We start from the raw sequence: 21,657 nt of genomic DNA, 5'->3' as shown, positions 1-21,657 counted from the left end.
CCGGTCTACGCGCCGTTCTCCTGCCGCGGGGCGCCGTCGAAGGCGGGGAGCAGGGACGCCTGGTGCTCGATCGTCTCCTCCCCGCTTCCCTGCCCGGCGTCGGGGTTCGCCGGGGCCACCTGGTCCGGTTCCGGCAGGGCGGGCTCCCCGGTGCCGTCCTGCGTTCCGGGCTCCGTCTGCTCCGTCTGCTCGGCCGGCCACTCGGGGACGTCCTGGCCGGCCGGCGACCCGGACGGCACGGACTCCTCCGCGGCCGCGTCCGGTGCCGGCGCGGACGCCGGGCCGGCGCCCTCCTCCGGGGCTGCGGGGTCGGGAGTGACGCCCGGCTCCAGCTCCGCCGCGAACTGCGAGCCCATCGGGTCCGCGGTCGCGGTGTCCGCGCCCATGGGGTCGGCACCCATGGGGTCCGCGCCCATGAGGTTGGCGCCCATGGGGTCGGCACCCGCGAAGTCCCCGTCCGGAGACCCGACGGCCGTGGGGTCCGCGCCCATGGGGTCGGTCACCCCCGGGTCGGTCACCCCCGGGTCGGTCACCCCCGGGTCGGTGACCGCGGAGCCGGAGTCACCGGCGGCCGGGCCGGGGGCCGTGTGGTCGGCGCCCTCGGGGCCGGCGGCGGGCTCCGGCGTCCCGGGGCCGGCAGCCTGCCCGGGGTCAGCGGCGTCCTCGCCGGGGAGCGGGCCCGGTTCCGGCGAGCCGGGCGGCGCGAGCACGCCGGGCGTGCCGCTCGTACACCGGTCGTGCTCGCACCGCTCCGTGCCCCCGGAAGGCCCGGCGGCCTGGGCGAGGGGCGCCGCGACGGCGGCGACCAGGGCGGCGCTCACCACGGACAGGGCCACGCGGACACGTCGGCGTCGTACGGATCGGGTCATCTTCGTCCTCCTGGGAAGTCGGCCCCGTCCGCGGGCGCCGGGGACGTCCGCGAAGGCCTGGGCATCCGCGGACGCCGGCGGTCACCGCGTTCCACGCGCACCGCGACGGCGCCGCCCCGGACGGGGGCAGTGACCTCCACCCCAGCACGGCCCCGCCCGGCCCGCCTCGCCCATGCGCCGGGGCAGGGCCCTCCGGGGGACCCACGCACCCCGCACGGCTCAGCGCGACTGCGCCGACCGGACGGACGGTGCGGGCCCCCCGCCCGGCGGGTCAGGCCGAGACGTCTGCGGCCGGCACGTCGGCGGCCCGGACCCCGGCGACCGGTGACGCCTCCGTCGCGTCCCGCGCGATCCGGCGGCGCCGTACGGGCATCCTGAAGAGCGGGTTGGCGACGCCCCAGGCCGCGCCCTTGCAGACCAGCTCCTTGTAGAGCGCGGCGAACCGGCCGGTCAGGGCGGCGTTCACGGACCGGTCGTCCGCGGTGACGTACTGGATGAGCCCTTCCTTGCGCCCCAGCGAGACGCACTGGTTGAAGTAGCGCATCGGCGTCCTCGGGAGCTTCCCGCCGGTGAGGCGCGCCGCGAGGGAGTCGGCGGCCTGCCAGGCGGTGGGAACCCCGCTGGCGCAGGACATCCGCAGCGGCTTGTCGCCCGGGCCCATGACCAGGGCCGCGTCACCGACGGCGTAGACGTCGGGGTGGGACACGGAGCGCATCGTCGCGTCGACCACGATCTGGCCCGTCGCGCCGGTCTCGAGGCCGGTGGCCCCCGCGAGCGGATGCACGGCGAAGCCCGCCGTCCACACGGTCACCGCGGCCGGGACCTCCCGGCCGTCGGCCGTCGTGACCCGGTCGGCCGCGACGCCGGTGACGTCGGCGTGCTCGTGCACGGCGATGCCGAGCCCGTCGACGACCTTCCGCAGATGCCCGCGCCCCTTCACCGACAGCCAGTCGCCCAGTTCGCCGCGGACGGCGAGGGAGACGGAGAGGTGCGGGTGGGACTCGGCGATCTCGGTGGCGGCCTCCAGACCGGTGAGGCCGCCTCCGACGACCACCACGGACCGCCCGGCCTCCAGCCCGGCCAGCCGCTCGCGGAGCCGGAGGGCGCCGGCGCGGCTCGCGACCTCGTGGGCGTGCTCCGCGACGCCGGGGACGCCGTGGTCGTCCCATCCGCTGCCGAGGGCGTACACGAGCGTGTCGTACTCCAGTTCCTCGCCGCCGCCGTCGGCCGCGGCGCCCTTGACCTTGACGGTCCTGCGGCCGACGTCGATCCCGGTGACCTCCGCCGTCCTCAGCCGGACCCCGGTGCCCTGGAACATCTCGCTCAAGGGCCGGTGCCGGAGGTTCTGACCGGCGGCGAGCTGGTGCAGCCGGACCCGCTCGACGAAGTCGGGCGCGGCGTTGACGAGGGTGATCCGTACATCCGCCGGGTCCAGCCTCCTGGCGAGGCGGCCGGCCGCGACGGCTCCGCTGTAGCCGCCGCCGAGGACGATGACGCGGTGCTGCATTTTCCTGCTCCTGTCTGTGCGGTCGGTCGCCCGTCGCGCGGGCTGTCACGCCTCTTGAACCGGACAGCCCGCCGTTTCCTGACAGGAAGCGAATGTGACCTGAGTCACATCTGACCCCGGGAGGTCAGAACGCGTGGAACAGGGGCTCCCCGCGCTCGTCCGACGCCCACCGCTCGGTGGCCCGCCGGAGCTTGTCCGGGTTGACCTGGCTGCGGAAGCCGGCGATGCCCTCGGGGGTGAGCTCGAGGCACACGACGCCGACGACCCTCCCGTCCACGACCGCCACCACGGCGGGCTCCCCGTTGGCCGTCGTGGCGTAGACACCGGGCGAGCCGCCGACCAGGTCGCGCTTGGCCTTGGCGGGCCGGAAGAGGCCCCACATGAACTTGGCGACCGCGAGCGCGCCCTCGAACGCCTTGGCCCGGGCCGGGACCTTGCCCCCGCCGTCGCCGATCGCGACGGCGTCGTCGGTGAGCAGGCGCAGCAGCCCGTCGTACCTGCCGCTGGTGGCGGCGGCCAGGAACTCCTCGGCGATCCGCCGGGCGGCGCCCGCGTCGACCTCGGTCCGGGCCTTGCCCTGTGCCAGGTGCCGCTTGGCGCGGTGGTAGATCTGCTGGCTGGCGGCCTCGCCGATGTCGAGGACGTCGGCGATCTCCCGGTGCGCGTGCCCGAACGCCTCCCTGAGCACGTACACCGCGCGCTCGTTGGGCGACAGCCGCTCCATCAGGGTCAGCACCGCGTACGACACCGACTCCCGCTGCTCCGCCGTCTCGGCCGGGCCGAGCATCGGGTCCCCCTCGAGCAGGGGCTCGGGGAGCCACTGGCCCACGTAGGTCTCACGACGCGCCCGGGCGGAGGTCAGCTGGTTGAGGCACAGCCGGGTGAGCACCTTGGTCAGCCACGCCTCGGGGACCTCGATGCGTTCCGGATCGGCGGCGTGCCAGCGCAGGTACGTCTCCTGGACGGCGTCCTCGGCGTCGCTCGCGGACCCGAGCAGCCGGTAGGCGATCGCCCCCAGCCGGGGCCGGGCGACCTCGAACCTGTCCACGTCCTCGGCGGTCAGCGGCATGCCCCGATGCTATCCGCCGTCCCCCCGCACCGCCCCCCGCCCGGGGGCCCGTGCTTTCCACGGACGCGCGGCCGCTGACCCCGAGCTGCCGCTGCCACCCGACGGACCGGCCGACCCGCCTTCCCCGGCCTGCCCACGCCGCAGGCGGGTCGGGACCACAGCGCGACGCGACCGACGGCCGGACCACCCCGCGACGCGACGCGACCGTCGGCCGGACGGGCGCCGCGGCGCCGACATGCCCCGCGGCGCGGCAGCGCACCGGCACCGGCACCGGCACCGGCACCCGAGCAAGTCCCGCAGCAGGGCAGGACCGCCCCCGCCGGTCCCGCAGCACAGCCGGACCGCCGGCCCCGACAAGCACCGCCGCACAACAGAACCAGCACCCGACAAGCCCCGCGGCGCGGACCGTCCCAGGTGGCAGGGTGAGGGCGGGGGGCCTCTACTGATCGCAAGGCACGGACGGCACGGACTACCCGGAGGGACGGTGCCATGACCCCCGCCTTCGACCCGACCCGCGTCGCCCACCTCACCGGCCGCTTCGCCCCGGTGACCGCGGAGGTCGACGCGACGGATCTCGAGGTCACCGGCGAACTCCCCCACGACCTGGACGGCGTCTACCTGCGCAACGGCCCCAATCCCCGGTTCACCCCCATCGGCAGCTACCTGTACCCGCTGGACGGCGACGGCATGGTCCACGGGGTGTGGCTGTCGGAGGGCCGCGCCCGTTACCGCAACCGCTTCGTCCGCACGCCGGCCATGATCGCCGAGGAGAAGGCCGGGCACGCCCTGTGGGGCGGGCTCGAGTCGATGATCCTCCCCGGCCCCGACGAGGTGGGGAAGTCGCTGGCGAACACCTTCAAGCCCCTGCCCGACATCAACGTCGTCCGGCATGCCGGCCGCCTGCTCGCCCTCGCCGAGTCCGACCGCCCGTTCCGCCTCGGCGCGGAGCTCGACACGCTGGGCGAGGAGACCTTCGACGGGCGGCTGCCCGCCGGCATCACCGCCCACCCCCGGATCGATCCGGTCACCGGCGAGATGGCCGTCTTCTGCTACGCCCTCGAACCGCCCTTCCTCACCTGGTCGGTCATCGGACCGGACGGCGCCGTACGGCGGGGCCCGACTCCCGTGGAGGGCGTCGACGAGCCGCAGATGATCCACGACATGGCCCTCACCGACCGCTTCCTGGTCCTGACCCTGGCGCCCGCGTACTTCGACATCGCCGCCGCGATGAACGGCGGTTCCTTCCTGGCCTGGCGTCCCGAACGGGGCACCCGCGTCGCCCTGGTCCCGCGGGACGGCGGCCCCGTGCGCTGGGCCGCCGACGAGGCGTACTGGCTGTGGCACACGGTCAACGCCTACGACGACCCGGCCGACGGCCGGGTCGTCCTCGACTACGTGCAGTGGCCCGCCCTCTCCCTCGGTCCCGGGCCCGGCTCCCCCGACCAGCACCGGGCCGGGGACGTGGACCGGCACGGCCTGACCCGTGCCGTCGTCGATCCCGCGGCCGGCACCATGACGCGCACCCGGCTCGACGACGCACGCGTGGAGCTGCCCCGGATCGACGACCGCCGCGTGGGCCGCCCGCACCGGTGGCTGGCCGTCGCGGCGGACAGCGGCCGCATCCGGGGCCTGCTGCCCGGCGAGTACGACGCGCTGCGCTGGTACGCCACCGGGAACGGCGGAGTCACCGGCGGCTGGACGTGGGACGCCGGCGACCTCTCCGTCGGCGAACCCGTCTTCGCTCCGGTGCCCGGCACGCGCGACGGCTCCCGCGGCCACTGGCTGACGTTCGCCACCGACCGCACGGACAACAGCAGTTGGCTGCTGGTACTGCCCGCGGAGGACCCGTCCGCCGGGCCGGTCGCCCGCGTGCGCATCCCCGTCCGGGTGCCCCTGGGCCTGCACGGCTGCTGGCTGCCCACCGAGGAGTGACGGCCGCGCCGAGGGGCCCGGGAGCACCTCGGCGCGGCCGCGGGGCGGGCCCGGGCGGAACGGGCCCGCCGGTCAGGGCGTGCGCACGGGCTCCACCCGGTCCTTCGGCGGGGCGGCCGCCGCCTGCCGGGTCCGGGGCCCGAAGACCGCCAGGACGATCGCGCCGAGCAGCCACGCCCCGGCGATGAGGTAGAAGACGCTTCGGTACCCGCTGCCCTGGTAGACGGCGGCGACGATCAGCGGCCCGGCCGCGTTGGACAGCCGGCCGAGGCCGTAGGAGACGCCGGTTCCCAGCGAGCGCCCGCGGGTGTCGAAGAGCTCCGGGGAGTAGGCGTAGGCGAGCGCCGTGTACCCGCGTTCGAACATGTTGACGAGGAAGCCGAAGACGATGATCAGGACCGGGTTGAAGGTGAGTCCGTACAGCAGCCCGCACAGGGCGATGACGGTGCCGAACGCCGCGAGGGACCACTTGCGTTCGAACCGGTCGGTGACCAGGGAGGCCAGGTACGAACCCAGCGGCGCGCCGACCGTGGTGAGGGCCACGTAGAAGACGGACTTCTCGACGCTGAACCCCTCGTTGGCCAGCAGCGTGGGCGCCCAGCTGGAGAAGCCGAAGAAGCCGATGGTCTGCGTCACCCACAGCACGGTGAGCAGCAGCGTCGGGTACAGGTACTTCTTCTGGAGCAGCAGGCGCAGCGGCGCACGGGTCACCGGGGGCTCCTCCACGGGCGGCAGCGGCTCGGGGAGCGGGCCCTTCTCGGCGGCGACGCTCTCCTCGATCTCCCGGAGGATCCGGTCCGCCTCGGCGTGGTCGCCCCGGCTCTCGTGCCAGCGCGGGGACTCCTTCAGCCGCTTGCCGAAGAGGACGAGCAGGATGCCGAGCGAGCCCCAGAGGTAGACCAGGCGCCACGACCAGTCGTTGAGCGGCACGACGGCACTGGCGATGAGGTTGGTGGCCGGGGTGCCGCAGATGCCGATGACGATGGCGTACGCCTGGAACTTGCCGCGCACGGCGGCCGGGTACATCTCGTTGACGTAGATCACCGCGACGACGGTCATCGCCGCGAGGCCCGCCGAGGTCAGCACGCGGAAGACGCCCAGGGACACGATGTCCCAGGCGAACACCGAGACGAACGAGAAGAAGCCGAACCACAGGGTGGTCACCATCAGGGTCCGCCTGCGGCCCCACCGGTCGGCCATGGCCCCGGCGCCGATCGAGCCGAGGAACATGCCGACGAACGACAGGGAGGTGACGTAGGCGACCTGGTCGATGGTCACGCCCCACAGGCCGATCAGCTTGGGCGCGGTCGTCGCGAAGGTGTTGATGTCCGCGAACTCGAAGAAGTAGGCGAAGGAGATGGCCAGGAGGGTGACCTTGTGGAACCGGCCGACGGGCAGCCTGTTGATCCGGTTCAGCGCGTTGGCGTGCGGTACCGCCTGCGGGTGTGTCATGGGAGGTGCCTTCTCGGGGGTGTCTGCGAGGGGTGGGGGCGGGCGAGGCGGGTCCGGCGGGCGGGGCGGGCCCCGGCGGCGGACGGTCAGGGGGTCTCGCCGGGCCAGTACAGGCGCATCGGGTTGTCGACGAGCAGCCGGCGCCGCTGGTCGGCGGTGACCGCGAAGAGCGGGATGTGGTCGACGAGGAGTCCGTCGTCGGGCATGTGGCCGGTGAGGTTGGGGTGCGGCCAGTCGGTGCCCCACAGCACGCGGTCGCAGAACTCCTCGACCACGCGGCGGGCGAAGGGGACGACGTCGGTGTAGGCGTGCCGTTCGCCGTCCACGGCCCAGGGCCCGCTCGCGCTCAGGCGCTCGGGGCAGGTGACCTTCACCCACACGTCGTTGGCCTCGACGAAGCGCAGGAACCGGCGGAATTCGGGCCCGTCGACGGGGCGGGTCACGTCGGGCCGGCCCATGTGGTCGATCACCAGCGGGGCGGGCAGGGCGGCGAAGAAGTCCTCGAGGTCCGGCAGGTCCGCGCTCTCGAAGTAGAGGACGATGTGCCAGCCGAGCGGGGCGATCTTCTTCGCGATCACGGCGAGGTCGTCCCGCGGCGAGGCGTCGACCAGGCGGCGTACGAAGTTGAACCGCACGCCGCGCACACCGGCCGCGTCCAGTTCCCGCAGTTCCCGCTCGGTGATGTCCGGGCGCACCGTGGCCACGCCGCGGGCCCGGCCGCCGGACGCCCGGACGGCGTCGACCATGGCGGAGTTGTCGGCGCCGTGACAGGTGGCCTGCACGACGACGCTGCGGGCGAAGCCCAGGCGGTCGTGGAGGGCGGACAGTTGCCGCCTGCCGGCGTCGCAGGGGGTGTACTTGCGCTCCGGAGCGAAGGGGAAGTCGGCCTGCGGGCCGAAGACGTGGCAGTGCGCGTCCACGGCGCCCGGGGGCGGCCGGAAGGCGGGCACGGACGGGTTCGGGCACCAGTCGAGCCAGCCCGGGGTCTTGGCGGCGAGGGGGTGCGGGTCGCTCATGGTTCTCCTGGTCCTGCGCGTCTTCATGGACGGCTGGAGCCTGGCCCGGCCCTGGGGCCCGAAGCAGGTGTCGCGACAGGGATCTAACCTCGCCTTAACATTCCGGCTGCCTCTCTGACGTGCGGCGATGTGCCGTACGCCACAGGTCGGCGGCGCCTTCGTGGTCTACATTCGGGGCCCCGGGTCACGTCCGGTTCCGGGGCGCCGAGGGCGACGAGGGAGGTGTGGGCACGGATGCGGATACTGCTGGCCGAGGACGACGACGGCGTGGCCGCGGCTCTCGTGGAGGTGCTGTACGACCACGGCCACGACACGCGGCGGGTCCGTCTCGGCAGGGACGTCCTGACCTACCACCGCAGCGCCGATCTGCTGATCCTCGATCTCGGACTGCCCGACGTCGACGGCCTGGAGGTGCTGCGCGGGCTGCGCGCGGTGAGCGACCTGGCGGTGGTGGTCCTGACCGCCCGCGGGGACGAGCGGTCCGTGGTGCGCGGGCTGCGTCTGGGGGCCGACGACTACCTGGTCAAGCCGGTGCGTCTCGCCGAACTGCTCGCCCGTATCGAGGCGGTGACCCGGCGGGCCGCGGCGCGCACGGCGGCGGCTCCCGCGGGCCCGCGCACGGTGTGCGCCGGTGACGTCGAGGTCGACCTCGAGGCCCGTCGGGTCCGGGTGGCGGGGGTGGCGGTCGAGCTGACCGCCAAGGAGTTCGACGTCCTGGCGGTGCTGGCGGGGCGGGCGGGCACGGCGGTCAGCCGTGAGCAGGTCCTGGACGAGGTGTGGGGCGACGCCCACCGCGCGGTCTCCCGCTCCCTGGACGTGCACCTCGCCCAGGTGCGCGCCAAGCTCGGACGGCCCGGACTGGTCACCACCATCCGGGGCTTCGGCTTCCGTTTCGGGAACTGAGGCGGGCGCGTGCGCTCCCGGGTCCAGACCGTGCTGCTGCTCTTCGTGGTCCTCACGGTGGCCGCGTTCGCCGTTCCGCTGCTGCTGTTCACCGCCTCCGACCGCACCCAGCAGCTGATCCTCGCCCGCGGTGCGGACCTCGACCGTTTCGGGTCGCTGATGGACCAGGCGGCCACGACCGGCGACTTCTCGGTCGTCGCCGCGGAGGCGCGCCGGCACACGCAGCTGTACGGGGAGCCCATCGTCATCACCGACGTCGGCCGTGCCCCGGTCGTCCAGACCGGCGGGATGCGGGCCTCGGACCCGGCGGTCGCCGGGCTGGTCGACGCGGCCCTGCGCAACCAGACGACGCACCCCACCCACGCGCTGCACCCCTGGTCGCACGGACACCGGATGTTCGCCGAGCCGGCGGGCACCGGGACCAGGGTCACGGGTGCGGTCGTGCTGCGGGCGTCGGTGGGCGCCGCGGCGCACGACGTCGGCACCCGCTGGGCCGCCGTGCTGGCCGGGACGGCGCTGGTCGCCCTCGCCTGCACCGTCCTGGCCCGCGCCGCCACCCGCTGGGTGGTGCGGCCGCTGCGCCGGCTGGACCACGCCGTCGGCAGGCTCGCCGCGGGGCTGCCGCCGGGGCCGGCCAGGGCCCAGGGCCCGCCCGAACTGCGCCAGCTGGCCGTCGGTTTCCACCGGATGGCGCGGAGCGTGACGACCGCCCTGGATCAGCAGCGGCGGCTCGTCGCGGACACCTCCCACCAGATGCGCAATCCGATGGCCGCCCTGCGGTTGCGGGTGGACGCCCTGCACACCCATCTGCCGCCGGCCGCCGACCGTACGTACACCGGCGTCACCACGGAACTCGACCGCCTGGAGACGCTGCTCGACGACATGCTGGCGCTGGCCGCCGCGGAGCACCGGGCCGGAGAGCTGACCGCGGGCACCGGCGAGGAGGCCCGCTGCGACGCGGAGGAGGTCGCCCTGACCCAGCACCGGCTGTGGGAGCCGGTCGCCCGGCGCGCCGGCGCGCGGCTCACCACCGGGGCCGGGACGGGGCCGGCCACCGCCCCGGTGGTGGCCGCCTGCTCGGACCACGAGCTGGCCCAGATAACCGGCATCCTGCTGGACAACGCCATCAAGTACGCGGGCCAGGGCGCCGTGATCACCCTCCGCTGCGCCGCCGAGGGGCCGTTCGCGGTGGTCGCCGTACGCGACGACGGTCCGGGGCTGAGCACCGGCGAACTGGCCCTGGCGAGTACGAGGTTCTGGCGCTCGTCCCGCCACGCCGGCACGTCGGGCACCGGCCTGGGCCTGGCCATCGCGCGGCAGCTCCTGTCGGGCAGGGAGGGCCGGCTGGAGCTGCGCCAGGTCCGGCCGCGGGGGCTGGAGGCCCGGGCGCTGGTGCCGCTGTCGTCGGGCGCGACGGAACGGGGGGCCGGGTGACGTCCCGTTCCGTCGACCGCCGCACGCTGCTGCGCGCCGGTGCCGGAGCCGCCGCCCTGGCCGCGGGCGGGCTCGCCGGCGACACTCCGCGGCGGCGCCCGGGCCCCAGTGGCCTCCTGCGCATCGCGACCGGTGAACCCACGGCGTTCTACGCGGCGTTCGGCCGGCTCCTCGCCGCCGAGATCACCCGGGAGTGTCCGCGTCTGCGCTGCCGTATCCGCACCACCGCGGGCGGCATCACCAACATCGGCCTGCTGCGCGACGGCGAGGTGGACCTCGCGCTCGTCATGACGGACACGGCGCTGGCCGCACGGGGCTCCGCCCTGTTCCCCGAGCCGGTGCCGCTGCGCGCGATCGGCAGGGTCTACGAGACGTACCTGCAGTTCGCGGTGCGCGCCGACTCCCCCGTGCGCGCGGTGTCCGACCTGGCCGGGCACCCGGTCTCGCTCGGAGCCGTCGGCTCGGGAGCGGCCGACCTGGGCGAACGGCTGCTGCGCGCCGCGGGTCTGGCGCCCGGCTCCGACGTGCCGGTACGGCATCTGCGGCTGGCGGAGGCGGCCGCCGCCATGCGGGAGGAGAGCGTCGACGGTCTGCTGGTGGCGGGCGGTGTGCCGCTGCCCGCGCTGTCGGCCCTGGACGCCGACCCCGGTCTGCGGTTCCTTCCGCTGGCGGGTCTGCTGCCGGGCCTCGGCCCGCACGCGGGCACCGCGGACGGCGGTGACGGCGGTGACGGCACCGCGACGACCGGTGCGGGCGGCGACCGCGCCGGTTCGGCGGTGACCGGGTCCCAGCTGACCGACATGGGGCTGGAGCAGGTGCTCTTCCCCCCGAGGGCCTACCGGGCGGCCGGCGGGGTCGCCACCGTCGGGGTGTCCAACCTGCTGGTGTGCCGCCCGGATCTCGACCCGGCCGTCGCCGGCCTGCTCACCCGCCTGTTGGTCCTCCGCGCAGCCTCGCTGGTCCCCGACCGGGCCGTCGGCGCCCAGTTCCTCGACATCCGCAGCCTGATCAGCACCGGCGCGACCCCGCTGCACCCCGGGGCCGTCACGGCGTACCGCGCGTTGCACGGGTGAGGAGGCGGGCTCCGCGCGCCCCGCCACCCCGCCCGAACGGCCACCCGCGTGCCCACCCGTACACCCACGCACCCGCACACCCGCCCGCCCGCCCGAAACATTCGGAAAGTTTCGCTCTTGTCCCGGAAGTGGCCGAATGATTCCAGTCGATGACGGCGGGGGTGGGTCTCCCGGCACCGGTTTCCCCCGATCCGTCCCACCGGGACGCCCGGTACGCCGGTGGCCAGGAGGGGCAGAACGGCCAATCTGAGACGGGTGCCGCCGGAGCGTTGTCACGCCCTCGCGCCGTTCCTAACCTGGGAGCGCTCCCGGCCCTCCCGTCCGCACCGGCGGTCGCGCGCCCGCCGCGCCGGGAGGCTCCGCCTGACCGAGGACAGCCCCACCCCGTCAGGCCGGCAGCACCGTCCCCCCACACGGCGCGGCCCCGGGCGGCTCCGGCCCGGCCGCGCCCCTCCCCCTGGAGGTCCCATGCGCTTACCCCTGCAACGGCCTTGGGCCTGGGCCCTGGCCTCGCTCGCGGCGACCGCGAGCCTGGTGTTCACCACCCTGGATCCGCGGGCCGACGCCGCGACCGCCACCCTCCCGGCCGCCGCCGCCCAGGCCGTGGCCGCCTCCACCGTCGAGGACGAGGGGGCCGACTGCCCCGTCGGGAGCACCCCGTCCGGCTCGGGTTCCCTGCTCCCCGACCCGTTCAAGCGGATCGACGGCACCCGCATCACCAGCAAGGCCGACTGGCGCTGCCGCCGGGCGGAGATCAGGGAGCTGGCCGAGCGCACCGTCTACGGCCAGAAGCCCGCGAAGCCGACCGTGACCGGCACGGTGTCCAGCGGCAACATCACGGTGAACGTCTCCGACCAGGGCCGCAGCGCCAGTTTCTCGGCGAAGGTGGAACTGCCGAGCGGCACCGGCCCGTTCCCGGCCGTGATCGTCATCGGCGGCCTGGGCGCGGACACCGCGACCATCAAGGCGGCCGGCGCCGCCGTCATCAGCTACGACCCCCTCGCCGTCGGCCGCGAGGGCACCGCCCGCACCAACAAGCAGGGCGCCTTCTACACCCTTTACGGCAACACGAGTTCCACCGGCCTGCTGATGGCCTGGTCCTGGGGCGTCAGCCGGATCATCGACGTCGTCCAGCAGTCGGGCGGCACCGTCCTGCGGGGTGACTCGCTGGGCGTCACCGGCTGCTCCCGTTACGGCAAGGGCGCGTTCGTGGCCGGTGCGTTCGACCAGCGGATCGCGCTGACCATGCCGGTCGAGTCGGGCACCGGCGGCGCGCCGATCCTCCGCGGGGTCAACGGCGAGAGCGGGGCCCAGCCCTTGAGCAGCGCCTACGGCGAACAGCCGTGGCTCGGCGACGCGTTCAGCTCCTACACCTCCTCGCCCAACAACCTGCCGGTGGACACCCACCAGATGATCGGCATGATCGCGCCGCGCGGCCTGTTCGTCATGGAGAACCCGCACGTCGACTGGCTGGCCGCCAAGTCCGGCAGCGTGGCCGCGCTCGGCGGCGCGGAGGTCTACAAGGCGCTCGGCGCGCAGAGCGCGATCTCGTACTGGTCCGACGTGCAGGACGGCACCCACTGCGCCTCGCGTTCGGAGTGGCGCACGCCGATGCAGCAGAGCATCAACGCCTTCCTGAAGAACTCGGGCAGCGGGCCCGGCGTCTTCCGCGTCGCCTCCGCCAAGGCGGGCAGCCTGTCGGGGTGGCGGGACTGGACGACCCCCGCCCTCGCCGACGGCGGGACCTCCGGTGGCACGACCAGCGGCACCACCTCGGGCACGTCGGCGGGCACCACAACCGGCACCACGTCCGGCACGTCGGCGGGCACCACCTCCGGCACGTCGGCGGGCACCACGTCCGGCACCACCTCCGGCACGTCGGCGGGCACCACGACCGGCACCACCTCCGGCACGTCGGCGGGCAGCACGACCGGCACGACCAGCGGCACCACCTCGGGCACGACGTCCGGCTCCACCGGGGGCACCCCGGGCGCCGGCTGCTCCGCGACGCACCGCACGGTCAACTCCTGGCCCGGCGGCCACCAGGGCGAGGTGACGGTCCGCAACGAGGGCACGAGCTCCGTCAGCGGCTGGTCCGTCGGCATGACCCTGGCCTCCGGCCAGACCGTCACCAGCCTCTGGAACGGCGTGCACACCGGCACCAGCGGCTCCGTCACGGTCCGCAACAACCAGTGGAACGGCACCCTGGCCGCCGGTGCCACCGTCACCTTCGGCTACACGGCCAACGGCGGCTCCACCGCTCCGGCCAACCTCACCTGCACCGCGTCCTGACCACCGGACCCCTGGTCCCCCACCGCACCGCTCTCCGGCACGCCCATGCCGGAGGGCGGTGCGGCCAGCATTCTGAACGTGTTCAATAATGGGGTCGGTGAGCGCGCGTCCCTCCGGGGCGCGACATCCACCCGGGACGCACGCCCGTCGCGCCCCGCCACTGAACCGACCTCGCGGGACGGAACGCCGATGAGACGGACCAGCACTCCACGCCGCCCGGGATGGGGCACCCTGGCGGCGACGGGCTACGTCGGCGCCGCCGCCGTGGCCGCCGTCGCCCACGGCGCCGCCGGGGCGCCCGACGACTGGGGCGCGTACCTGACCCTGGCGACCTTCCCGGGCTCCACCGTGGTCACCGTCGCCGCCCTGTGCCTGGCCGGCGGAGCAGGGGAGACCTGGGACTCCTCGGACCCCTCGGACCCCGAATTCGGCCCGTTCTCCTTCCTGGTCCCCTACGCGGCGGGCGCCTCGGCGAACGTGCTGCTGCTGTGGGGCGCCCTCACCTTCGGACGGCACTTCGTCCGCGAGGCGCGGCGCAGCCGCGGGAGCTGACGCCGCGCACCCCGCCCGTCAGGCGGCGACGGCCTCGCCCACCTCCTCCTCCGCGTCCCGCTCCTCGGCCGTGGGCAGCGCTGCGGGGGCGGCGGCCCGCCGCGCCCGCCGCTCGGTCCGGTCCGCCGCGGCGAGCACGAGGAGGCCGACGCCCAGCCAGGCGACGAGCGAGGCGAGGCGGCCGCCGAAGCCCGCGCCGGAGTGGAAGTACAGGAGGTCGCGGACGCCCTCGACGAAGCCCGCGCCGTTCCAGAAGGCGTGCAGTGCCCCGAAGAAGCCGTGCTGCAGTTCGGGGCGGAAGATGCCGCCCGAGGAGGTGAAGTTGAGCATCACGAAGAGCGTCATCATCGCCAGCGTGGTCCACCGCTTGAGGAACGTGTGCAGGCCGACGCCGATCGCGACGATGCCCGCCGAGTAGAGCCAGGCCATGGCCCACACGGCGGTGAGGCCGTGGTCGACGACGTGGAACACGGGGCCCGCCAGGACGGCGCCGATGACGCTGACCACCAGCGAGGTCACCAGGCCGATGGCGGCCCGGGTCCACAGCCTGAGGGCGGCGCCGGCGGCGCCGATGGCGGCGACACTGGCGTAGGAGCCGATGCTGATCGTGACCAGCACGAAGAAGAGTCCCTGTCCGGTGGGATCCCCGTCGGCGGTCGGCGCCACGTCCGTCACCGTCAGGACGGCGTCCCGCCCGGCCGCGACGGTCCGGAAGACACCCTCGGCGACAGTGGCCGTGGTGTCGGAGTTGCCCTTGGCGACGAGCAGCTTCGGGTGGTCCGCGGACGGCACGTACGCGGCCGCCAGGTCGCGGTCCATCAGGCGGTCCACGGCGGCGTCACGGGTGGCGACGGTCGTGACGTCGAGGGCGTCACCGGCCTCGTCCTTCAGGGTCTGGGCCAGCACCTGCACCCGCGCACCCGTCCCGACGACAGCCACCTTCATCCCGTTCGGCTCGGGCGCGTGGAAGGCGCTCAGGTAGGCGAGCCCCATCCCCAGACACATCAGCAGCGGGGTCAGCAGGTGGAGGGCGACGTGGCCGAGGACCCGGCCCGTACGGGGAGCCGCGTGCGCGGGAGCCCCGTCCGGAACGGCGGCGGCCGGGGAAGCGGTCATGGCGAGCGGTCCCTTCGATGGTCGGCGGAATTAATTGGTAAATGCAACTACTTTCATTGCATAGTACACCTATTTTCGGAGGATCCCCTGACCCGCATCCCTGGACCCGCCCCGGACGCTCGCCGGCGAGCGTTCACTCCCTTGCACGCCAGACAGCCAGCTGAACACCAACCCTTGTCAGCCCCCGGAGGGATCCCTATCGTCACGAGGAGAAAGCGCTTTCTCAACCCCTGTTGTCATGATCACGACAGACATCACGACGGGCAGTCCGTTCCGGCACCTGAACCTGGAAAGAGAGAACGAGGATGGGACGAGCAGTCGGCTTACGACTCTTCAAGACCTTGGCCATCGGGGCGGTGGCGGCAGCGACCGCAGGCGTCCTGTCGCTGCCCCTGGCAGCGACGCCCACGGCGTCGGCGGCCGCCACGGGCGCCACCGGCTTCGCCACCCAGAACGGCGGGACGACCGGAGGCGCCGGCGGACAGACCGTCCGGGCCACGACGGGCACCGCGATCCACACGGCCCTGTGCAACCGGGCCAGCAGCAGCACCCCGATCGTCATCCAGGTCGAGGGGACGATCAACCACGCCAACACCGCCAAGGTGTCGGGGAACAGCTGCAGCACCGCCGACGGGGTGATCGAGCTCAAGCAGATCAGCAACGTCACGATCGTGGGCGTCGGCGGCGGCGCCGTCTTCGACCAACTGGGCATCCACATCCGGGAGTCCAGCAACATCATCATCCAGAACGTGACCGTCCGGAACGTGAAGAAGTCGGGCTCGCCCACCTCCAACGGCGGTGACGCCATCGGCATGGAGAGCGACGTCCGCAACGTCTGGGTCGACCACACCACACTGGAGGCCTCCGGCGGCGAGTCGGAGGGCTACGACGGCCTGTTCGACATGAAGGACAACACCCAGTACGTGACGCTCTCCTACAGCATCCTGCGCAACTCGGGCCGCGGCGGCCTCATCGGGTCCAGCGAGAGCGACGTGTCGAACGGGTTCGTCACCTTCCACCACAACCTGTACCAGAACATCGACTCCCGGACGCCGCTGCTGCGGGGCGGCGTGGCCCACATCTACAACAACCACTACGTGGGCCTGAACGAGTCCGGCATCAACTCCCGTGCCGGCGCCCGCGCCAAGGTCGACAACAACTACTTCGAGGACTCCAAGGACGTCCTGGGCACCTTCTACACGGACGCGGCCGGCTACTGGCAGGTCAGCGGCAACATCTTCGACAACGTGACGTGGTCGAGCCGCAGCGGCGACAACAACCCCGCGGGGCCGAACCCGACGTCGAACACCACGGTCAGCATCCCGTACGGCTTCAGCCCCGACGCGGCGAGCTGCGTGCCCGGCGTGGTGAGCCAGACGGCGGGCGCCAACAAGGGCCTGCGCGTCTCGGACGGCAACTGCACGCCGCAGACCCCCGGCCCGACGCCCACGACGCCGGCCCCCACCACGCCCGCCCCCACGACGACGCCGTCCCAGCCCACCGGGACCAACCTCAGCCTCGGCGCCGGCGCCGACGGATCCAGCAAGGCCGACGGCACCAGCTACGGCAACGTGCGGGACGGCAGCCTGACGACCTACTGGTCGCCGGCCGGCACCACCGGCTCGGTCTCGGTCAAGTGGGGCTCGGCCACGACAGTCGCCAAGGTCGGCATCCGTGAGGCGGCGGGGGCGGTGGGCGCCGTCCGGTCCTGGAGGCTCCTCAACCACGACACCGGAGCCGTGCTCGCCACCGGCACCACCGCGGGCGTCGTCGACATCCCGCGCACCTCGCTGAGCAAGATCACCTTCGAGATCACCAGCGCCCAGGGCACCCCCCGGATCGCCGAGTTCGAGACCTACTCCGGCTAGTTCCGGCGTCCGCCCCGGCCGGTCCGCGGACCCGCTCCGGCCCGGGAGCGCCGGGACCTCCACAGGACCTCGGCCGGTGGCGGACGGTGTGCCGGCCGTGCCCCTCGCGGGGCGCGGCCGGCACATCGCGTATTCCGGGCGGGCGTTGGCCCCGGCGGGCGTCACCCGCCACCGTGACCGGACCGCAGGAACGCCAGGTGCCCGTGGACCGCGGCCGTCGGTCTGCGCTCGCCGTCGGTGGCGAGCAGGTCGAGCAGGTCGAGCAGGTCGAGCAACGCTCCCCGCAGCACGGCCGGTGTGAGCGTCCGCCGGACGGCGCCGGACGCAGCCGGCCCACGGGGAGCTCCACACGCGGCAGTTCGGCCGGAACTCCGCCCTTGAGAACCCCGCCGTCGAGACCCGGGTCGCCACGGTCGTCGCCGCACACGCCGCGAAGCACTCCCCCGCCGTGGACGCCCCCGCCGTGGACGCCGCCTGGATCGCCGAGGTCGACGGTGAGCGCGCGGGGTGAGCGCACGGGCTCGTGCCCCCGTGCCAGCGCGCGCAGCCGCCGTTGAGGCGCCCGCCGGTATCGGCCGCACCTCCGGCGGTGGCCGCCCGTGCACGCCTCCCCCCGTACAGCACCATGCCCGCCGAAACCAAATCCGTGACCGGGGCCGGTGACGGCCGGACGTACGGCGGTCCCGGCTGCGGCGGCTTTCGCGGCGGGAGGGTGACCGACTCGGACAGCACCGCCCGGACCTGCGGCTTCCGCCACGGGTACGGCGGCGACGGCCACGGGCGCGGCACGTCCTGCCGTCCTCGGCGGCCGGGTGCGGACGGGCGGCTCGAGGGGAACGCGGCGGAGACTCGAGAGGAACGCAATCGAGATTCCAGCGCGGCAGGTGAGGGTGTGGAGTGTTTCCCGTGCGATCCCACAGCTTCCCTTGCCTACATCGATGAGATGAGAGGTCGCTATGCATGTGATCGACCTGCCGCGCGCCGCATCGGGCCACGCGGCACCCCTCACCCATGTCGCCTTACGGGACGACGCCCGTCTCCTCGCCAGTTGCTCCTACGACGGGACCGTCATCGTCTGGGACGTCTCCGACCCCGCCCGTCCCACTCCCACGGCCACCCTGAAGCACCGGCGCCTGGTCAACGCCTCGGCGTGGAACCCCGCCGTCCCCCAGCTCCTCGCCACCGCCTCGGCCGACAAGACCGTCTCGGTCTGGCGCCTGTCCGAGGAGGGACCCGCGTCCCTCGTCAACGTCATGGCCCGGCACACCGACGACATCAACTCCGTCGCCTGGATGCCCGACGGGGAGCGCATCATCTGCGTCTCCGAGGACGGCCGCGCCACCCTGTGGGACGCCGTCGCCGGCCGCTTCATGAGCGAGGTCGGGTCCCACGAGGCGCACTGCATGATGGTGTCGGTGAGCTCGCAGGGCCTGGTCGCCACCGTGGGCGAGGACGGTCTCGTCGCCGTCACCGACCCGGACTTCGGCACCGCGCCCTCCTCTCGGAAGTACGAGTCCTCCATCGAGGGCTGTGCCTGGTCGGGGGACGGCGAGGTCCTGGCCGTGACCCGCGACGACGGTGCCGTCGACCTGCTCACCAAGAAGCTCGACCACCTGCGCACCGTCGAGGTGTCCACCTCGGCCGCCCGGTGCGTGGCCTGGTCGCAGGACGACGAGCGGTTCGTCGTCGGCGCCTACGACGGGGCCCTGCACTTCTTCGACGCCGAGGGCGAGCGCCTCCAGCGGGTGGACGACGCCCGCATCTGGCCGCGCTCGGTCTCCGCCGCCGGCGGGCTGCTGGCCGCCGGCAGCTTCTGGAACAGCCCTCACCTCCTCGACTTCGCCTCCACCGCCGAGATCGCCGGTCCGCTGGCGGCCACCCACGGGCCCAACGCCATGGCCGCCGACGGCGACGAGCTGTACATCGGCTGCGACTCCGGCACCGTGGTCGTCGTGTCGTCGGCCGGCGTCCCGCCGGAGCCGCGCGTCCGCCTCCTCGACCTCACCGACGGGCCGATCCTCTCCCTCGTCGTCCGCGACGGCGTCGTCCACGCGGGCACCTACTCCGGCCAGGTGATCCGGTACGACGGCGCCGCCGTGACCGTGAGCGAAGGGCTCGGCGCCCCTCTTCCGTCGCTCTGCTTCGACGACGGCTCCCTGCTCGCGGGCACGTACAACGGTGAGCTGATCGCTCTGGATCCCGTCACCCTGGCGGTGCGGGCGCGGTCGCAGGCACACGGCGGGTCGGTGAAGTCCCTGACCGCGCTGCCCGGTCCCGGGTTCCTCTCCGCCGCGACCGACCGGACCGTCGCGGTCGGCACCTTCGCCTCCCGCAGCACCCTGTGGGAGCACGGCAACCTGGTCAACGCGGTGGCCGTGCTGGACGAGGCGGTGGCCGCGAGCGCGTCCCGTGACCACACGGTCAAGGTCGGCAGACTGGCGCGCACGACGGGCGGGGAGGTGCAGGTACAGACCCTGCAGACCCTCCTGGGCCCCGACGAGTCGGTCAAGTGCGTGGCCGTCCTGGGGACCGCCGACGCGCCCTTCGTCCTGGCGGGTTCCTACGACTTCGGGCTGTACGTCTGGCCGGTCCGCTGGACCGACGGCGCCGCCGCCCTCAGCACCGGGCACCTCCTCGACGTCTTCGGGCAGGGCCTCTCCTGCATGGTGCAGCTCGACGGCTCCACGGTCGCGGTCGCCGGCTGGGACGGCCGGATCAGCATCGTCGCGTGTTCCGCCGACGGCGGACTCCCGCGGATCCGCTCCTCGTGGAGCCTTCAGGACCTGGTGCGCGGCGCCCGCGGTGCCGCCGAGACGGAAGGGCGGGACAAGTGATGGGGTACGCGAAGGCGGTACCGGCCGGCACGGAGGCCACCGCGACGGTCAGGGCACGGGTGCGGGTGACGATGGCCCGGGTGGGCGGCAGGTCGACGGAACTGGTCACCTTCTCCGGCCTTCCGGACGACGGCGAGCACGTGGCGTGCGTCCTGCCCGCCCTGCCCGGCGCCGCTCCCCTGGTCCGGCTGCACAGCGAGTGCCTCACCGGTGACCTCTTCGGGTCGGAGCGCTGCGACTGCGGCCCTCAGCTCGACGAGGCGCTGACCCACATGGAGAAGGAGGGGGGCACGGTCCTCTACCTGCGGCAGGAGGGGCGGGGCATCGGCCTGTACAACAAGCTCGACGCCTACGTGCTGCAGGACCAGGGGCTGGACACCTTCGAGGCCAACCGGTTCCTGGGGCGCGGCACCGACGAGCGGGACTACGGCGTCGCGGCGGCGATGCTGCACGCGCTCGGCCAGACCCGGATCCGCCTGCTGACCAACAACCCCGACAAGGCGTCCCAGCTGCGCGAACACGGCATCGATGTCGTCGAGGTCCTGCCGACCGGGGTGTACCTGACCGACGAGAACGCCCGGTACCTGTCCGCCAAGGCGCGGATCGGCGGCCACACGCTCGACAGCGTGGCGGAGACGTTGTCATGAGGCTCAGCGAGGTGGCGGACTCCCCCCACTTCAAGGAACAGGACGCGCTGGCGGCCCTCCCCCGGTTCCATCCGTCACCGGAGCAGGCCGAGGCCCTCCTGGCGACGGCCTGTCCCGCGCGGTTGGCCGCCCAGGTCGAGGACCCCGCCCTGCCCCTCCCGGTGCGGCTGGCGGCCGGCGCGATCCTGGCGGTCACCGGGGATCCCCGGCTGACCGGGCCGTCGCCCGCGACGCGCCTCGTCCCGGGCGGCGAGACCTCCGTGGGGCTGGCCCCCGACGAGGTCGACGGCGTGGTGGAGCGGTGGCGGCACGTCGGCGTGGTCGGCTCCTGGATCGAGAAGGAGACTCCGCGGCACACCGTGGTGCTGCGGGACTTCTGGATGGCCGCCTACCCGGTCACCAACGGCGAGTACCGGAGCTTCCTGGCCGACACGGGCCACCCGGCGCGTCCGACGACGTGGTACCTCGGCGCCTATCCCTGGGAACGCTCGAACCACCCGGTCGCCGGCGTCCGGGCCGAGGACGCCGACCTGTACGCGCGATGGCTCTCCGAACGGACCGGGCACCCCTGGCGGCTGCCCACCGAGGCCGAATGGGAGCGTGCCGCCAAGGGCGACGACGGCAGGGAGTACCCCTGGGGGCAGCTCTTCGACGGCGATGCCTGCAACACCCGGGAGGCGGGCCTCCACACCACCAGCCCGGTGGGGGCCTTCCCGGCCGGCGTCTCGCCGTACGGGGTCCACGACATGGGCGGCAACGTCGAGGAGTTCGTGGCCGACGACTACGCCCCGTACCCCGCGGGGCCGTTCGTCGAGGACCACCTGGTCGAGACCATGGACCGCTACCGCGTCGCCCGCGGCGGCAGCTTCTCGAGATACGGGGACCTGACACGCACCCGGCGCCGTCACGGGGCCTTCCCCGGCCCCCTCTACCCGGTCGGCTTCCGTGTGGCCACCGGTCAGCGGCCGTCCTGAGCGCGGCGTCCGCGCCGTCCGGGCGTTGTCGCGGTCCACGCGGTCCACGTGGTCCACGCCGTCCACGCCCGGACAGCTCCCACCTAAGCCAGAGTTGAGGAGATCGGATGAGCATTCCC

17 protein-coding genes are annotated in these 21,657 nt (G+C 73.9%); 10 read left to right on the top strand and 7 right to left on the bottom strand.

The window, feature by feature from the left end; translation table 11 throughout:
- Window positions 1-5 precede the first annotated feature (5 nt).
- The 3 genes from GBN72_RS14395 to sigJ form a co-directional block, all read right to left on the bottom strand.
- Window positions 6-869, bottom strand: a complete 864-nt coding sequence (locus GBN72_RS14395) for a hypothetical protein (RefSeq protein WP_151772194.1) — start codon at window positions 867-869, stop codon at window positions 6-8.
- Window positions 870-1,140: 271 nt separating this feature from the next.
- The gene (locus tag GBN72_RS14390) at window positions 1,141-2,376 is read right to left on the bottom strand and encodes an NAD(P)/FAD-dependent oxidoreductase (RefSeq protein ID WP_151772193.1); all 1,236 of its coding nucleotides are present in this window, start codon (window positions 2,374-2,376) and stop codon (window positions 1,141-1,143) included.
- 124 nt (window positions 2,377-2,500) lie between these two features.
- Window positions 2,501-3,445 (bottom strand): RNA polymerase sigma factor SigJ, encoded by a 945-nt coding sequence (gene sigJ, locus GBN72_RS14385; protein WP_151772192.1) that lies wholly within the window; start codon window positions 3,443-3,445, stop codon window positions 2,501-2,503.
- Between the two features lie 489 nt (window positions 3,446-3,934).
- On the opposite strand from sigJ, the gene GBN72_RS14380 reads away from it, so the two are divergent.
- Window positions 3,935-5,377 (top strand): carotenoid oxygenase family protein, encoded by a 1,443-nt coding sequence (locus GBN72_RS14380; protein ID WP_151772191.1) that lies wholly within the window; start codon window positions 3,935-3,937, stop codon window positions 5,375-5,377.
- Window positions 5,378-5,449: 72 nt separating this feature from the next.
- On the opposite strand, the gene GBN72_RS14375 is transcribed toward GBN72_RS14380, so the two are convergent.
- Window positions 5,450-6,829: an MFS transporter gene (locus GBN72_RS14375; RefSeq protein ID WP_151772190.1), complete on the bottom strand. Its 1,380-nt coding sequence runs from the start codon at window positions 6,827-6,829 to the stop codon at window positions 5,450-5,452.
- 86 nt (window positions 6,830-6,915) lie between these two features.
- Window positions 6,916-7,845 carry an amidohydrolase family protein gene (locus GBN72_RS14370; RefSeq protein WP_151772189.1) on the bottom strand — a complete coding sequence of 310 codons (930 nt, stop codon included), beginning with the start codon at window positions 7,843-7,845 and terminating at the stop codon, window positions 6,916-6,918.
- Between the two features lie 234 nt (window positions 7,846-8,079).
- On the opposite strand from GBN72_RS14370, the gene GBN72_RS14365 reads away from it, so the two are divergent.
- From GBN72_RS14365 to GBN72_RS14345, 5 genes are all read left to right on the top strand, one after another.
- Window positions 8,080-8,748: a response regulator transcription factor gene (locus tag GBN72_RS14365; protein WP_151772188.1), complete on the top strand. Its 669-nt coding sequence runs from the start codon at window positions 8,080-8,082 to the stop codon at window positions 8,746-8,748.
- 9 nt (window positions 8,749-8,757) lie between these two features.
- Window positions 8,758-10,182: a sensor histidine kinase gene (locus GBN72_RS14360; protein ID WP_151772187.1), complete on the top strand. Its 1,425-nt coding sequence runs from the start codon at window positions 8,758-8,760 to the stop codon at window positions 10,180-10,182.
- A complete protein-coding gene (locus GBN72_RS14355) occupies window positions 10,179-11,255 on the top strand; it encodes a TAXI family TRAP transporter solute-binding subunit (RefSeq protein ID WP_151772186.1) in 1,077 nt (358 codons plus the stop codon). The genes GBN72_RS14360 and GBN72_RS14355 overlap by 4 nt, the downstream gene beginning before the upstream one ends.
- A gap of 468 nt (window positions 11,256-11,723) precedes the next feature.
- Window positions 11,724-13,547, top strand: coding sequence for a glucuronyl esterase domain-containing protein (locus tag GBN72_RS14350; protein WP_151772185.1), 1,824 nt, complete (start codon window positions 11,724-11,726; stop codon window positions 13,545-13,547).
- A gap of 189 nt (window positions 13,548-13,736) precedes the next feature.
- A complete protein-coding gene (locus GBN72_RS14345; RefSeq protein WP_151772184.1) occupies window positions 13,737-14,099 on the top strand; it encodes a hypothetical protein in 363 nt (120 codons plus the stop codon).
- Window positions 14,100-14,117: 18 nt separating this feature from the next.
- On the opposite strand, the gene GBN72_RS14340 is transcribed toward GBN72_RS14345, so the two are convergent.
- On the bottom strand, window positions 14,118-15,215 hold the full coding sequence (locus GBN72_RS14340) for an ABC-2 transporter permease (RefSeq protein WP_151772183.1): 1,098 nt from the start codon (window positions 15,213-15,215) through the stop codon (window positions 14,118-14,120).
- A gap of 305 nt (window positions 15,216-15,520) precedes the next feature.
- Here GBN72_RS14340 and GBN72_RS14335 point away from each other — a divergent pair, with 305 nt between their 5' ends.
- The gene (locus tag GBN72_RS14335) at window positions 15,521-17,083 is read left to right on the top strand and encodes a pectate lyase family protein (protein WP_151772182.1); all 1,563 of its coding nucleotides are present in this window, start codon (window positions 15,521-15,523) and stop codon (window positions 17,081-17,083) included.
- Between the two features lie 161 nt (window positions 17,084-17,244).
- On the opposite strand, the gene GBN72_RS35875 is transcribed toward GBN72_RS14335, so the two are convergent.
- Window positions 17,245-17,373 (bottom strand): hypothetical protein, encoded by a 129-nt coding sequence (locus tag GBN72_RS35875; RefSeq protein WP_281371736.1) that lies wholly within the window; start codon window positions 17,371-17,373, stop codon window positions 17,245-17,247.
- 666 nt (window positions 17,374-18,039) lie between these two features.
- Here GBN72_RS35875 and GBN72_RS14325 point away from each other — a divergent pair.
- From GBN72_RS14325 to GBN72_RS14315, 3 genes are read left to right on the top strand one after another with little or no spacing between them, the layout of a single operon-like run.
- On the top strand, window positions 18,040-19,917 hold the full coding sequence (locus GBN72_RS14325; protein WP_151772180.1) for a WD40 repeat domain-containing protein: 1,878 nt from the start codon (window positions 18,040-18,042) through the stop codon (window positions 19,915-19,917).
- Window positions 19,917-20,564 (top strand): GTP cyclohydrolase II, encoded by a 648-nt coding sequence (locus GBN72_RS14320; protein ID WP_151772179.1) that lies wholly within the window; start codon window positions 19,917-19,919, stop codon window positions 20,562-20,564. Before GBN72_RS14325 ends, GBN72_RS14320 begins: the two co-directional genes overlap by 1 nt.
- Window positions 20,561-21,538 (top strand): formylglycine-generating enzyme family protein, encoded by a 978-nt coding sequence (locus GBN72_RS14315; protein WP_151772178.1) that lies wholly within the window; start codon window positions 20,561-20,563, stop codon window positions 21,536-21,538. Before GBN72_RS14320 ends, GBN72_RS14315 begins: the two co-directional genes overlap by 4 nt.
- Window positions 21,539-21,657: the final 119 nt, after the last annotated feature.

This window comes from Streptomyces abyssomicinicus (assembly GCF_008974245.1).
GTDB lineage: Bacteria > Actinomycetota > Actinomycetes > Streptomycetales > Streptomycetaceae > Streptomyces > Streptomyces abyssomicinicus.
The sequence above is the reverse complement of the archived record's forward strand: the minus strand, read 5'-3'. Positions and strand labels throughout refer to the sequence as shown.

Bases quoted from the DNA above. Each gene is read 5' to 3' on its own strand.
- GBN72_RS14395 (WP_151772194.1), bottom strand. From the start codon at position 869: ATGACCCGATCCGTACGACGCCGACGTGTCCGCGTGGCCCTGTCCGTG.
- GBN72_RS14390 (WP_151772193.1), bottom strand. From the start codon at position 2,376: ATGCAGCACCGCGTCATCGTCCTCGGCGGCGGCTACAGCGGAGCCGTC.
- sigJ (WP_151772192.1), bottom strand. From the start codon at position 3,445: ATGCCGCTGACCGCCGAGGACGTGGACAGGTTCGAGGTCGCCCGGCCC.
- GBN72_RS14380 (WP_151772191.1), top strand. From the start codon at position 3,935: ATGACCCCCGCCTTCGACCCGACCCGCGTCGCCCACCTCACCGGCCGC.
- GBN72_RS14375 (WP_151772190.1), bottom strand. From the start codon at position 6,829: ATGACACACCCGCAGGCGGTACCGCACGCCAACGCGCTGAACCGGATC.
- GBN72_RS14370 (WP_151772189.1), bottom strand. From the start codon at position 7,845: ATGAGCGACCCGCACCCCCTCGCCGCCAAGACCCCGGGCTGGCTCGAC.
- GBN72_RS14365 (WP_151772188.1), top strand. From the start codon at position 8,080: ATGCGGATACTGCTGGCCGAGGACGACGACGGCGTGGCCGCGGCTCTC.
- GBN72_RS14350 (WP_151772185.1), top strand. From the start codon at position 11,724: ATGCGCTTACCCCTGCAACGGCCTTGGGCCTGGGCCCTGGCCTCGCTC.
- GBN72_RS14345 (WP_151772184.1), top strand. From the start codon at position 13,737: ATGAGACGGACCAGCACTCCACGCCGCCCGGGATGGGGCACCCTGGCG.
- GBN72_RS14340 (WP_151772183.1), bottom strand. From the start codon at position 15,215: ATGACCGCTTCCCCGGCCGCCGCCGTTCCGGACGGGGCTCCCGCGCAC.
- GBN72_RS14335 (WP_151772182.1), top strand. From the start codon at position 15,521: ATGGGACGAGCAGTCGGCTTACGACTCTTCAAGACCTTGGCCATCGGG.
- GBN72_RS14325 (WP_151772180.1), top strand. From the start codon at position 18,040: ATGCATGTGATCGACCTGCCGCGCGCCGCATCGGGCCACGCGGCACCC.
- GBN72_RS14320 (WP_151772179.1), top strand. From the start codon at position 19,917: ATGGGGTACGCGAAGGCGGTACCGGCCGGCACGGAGGCCACCGCGACG.
- GBN72_RS14315 (WP_151772178.1), top strand. From the start codon at position 20,561: ATGAGGCTCAGCGAGGTGGCGGACTCCCCCCACTTCAAGGAACAGGAC.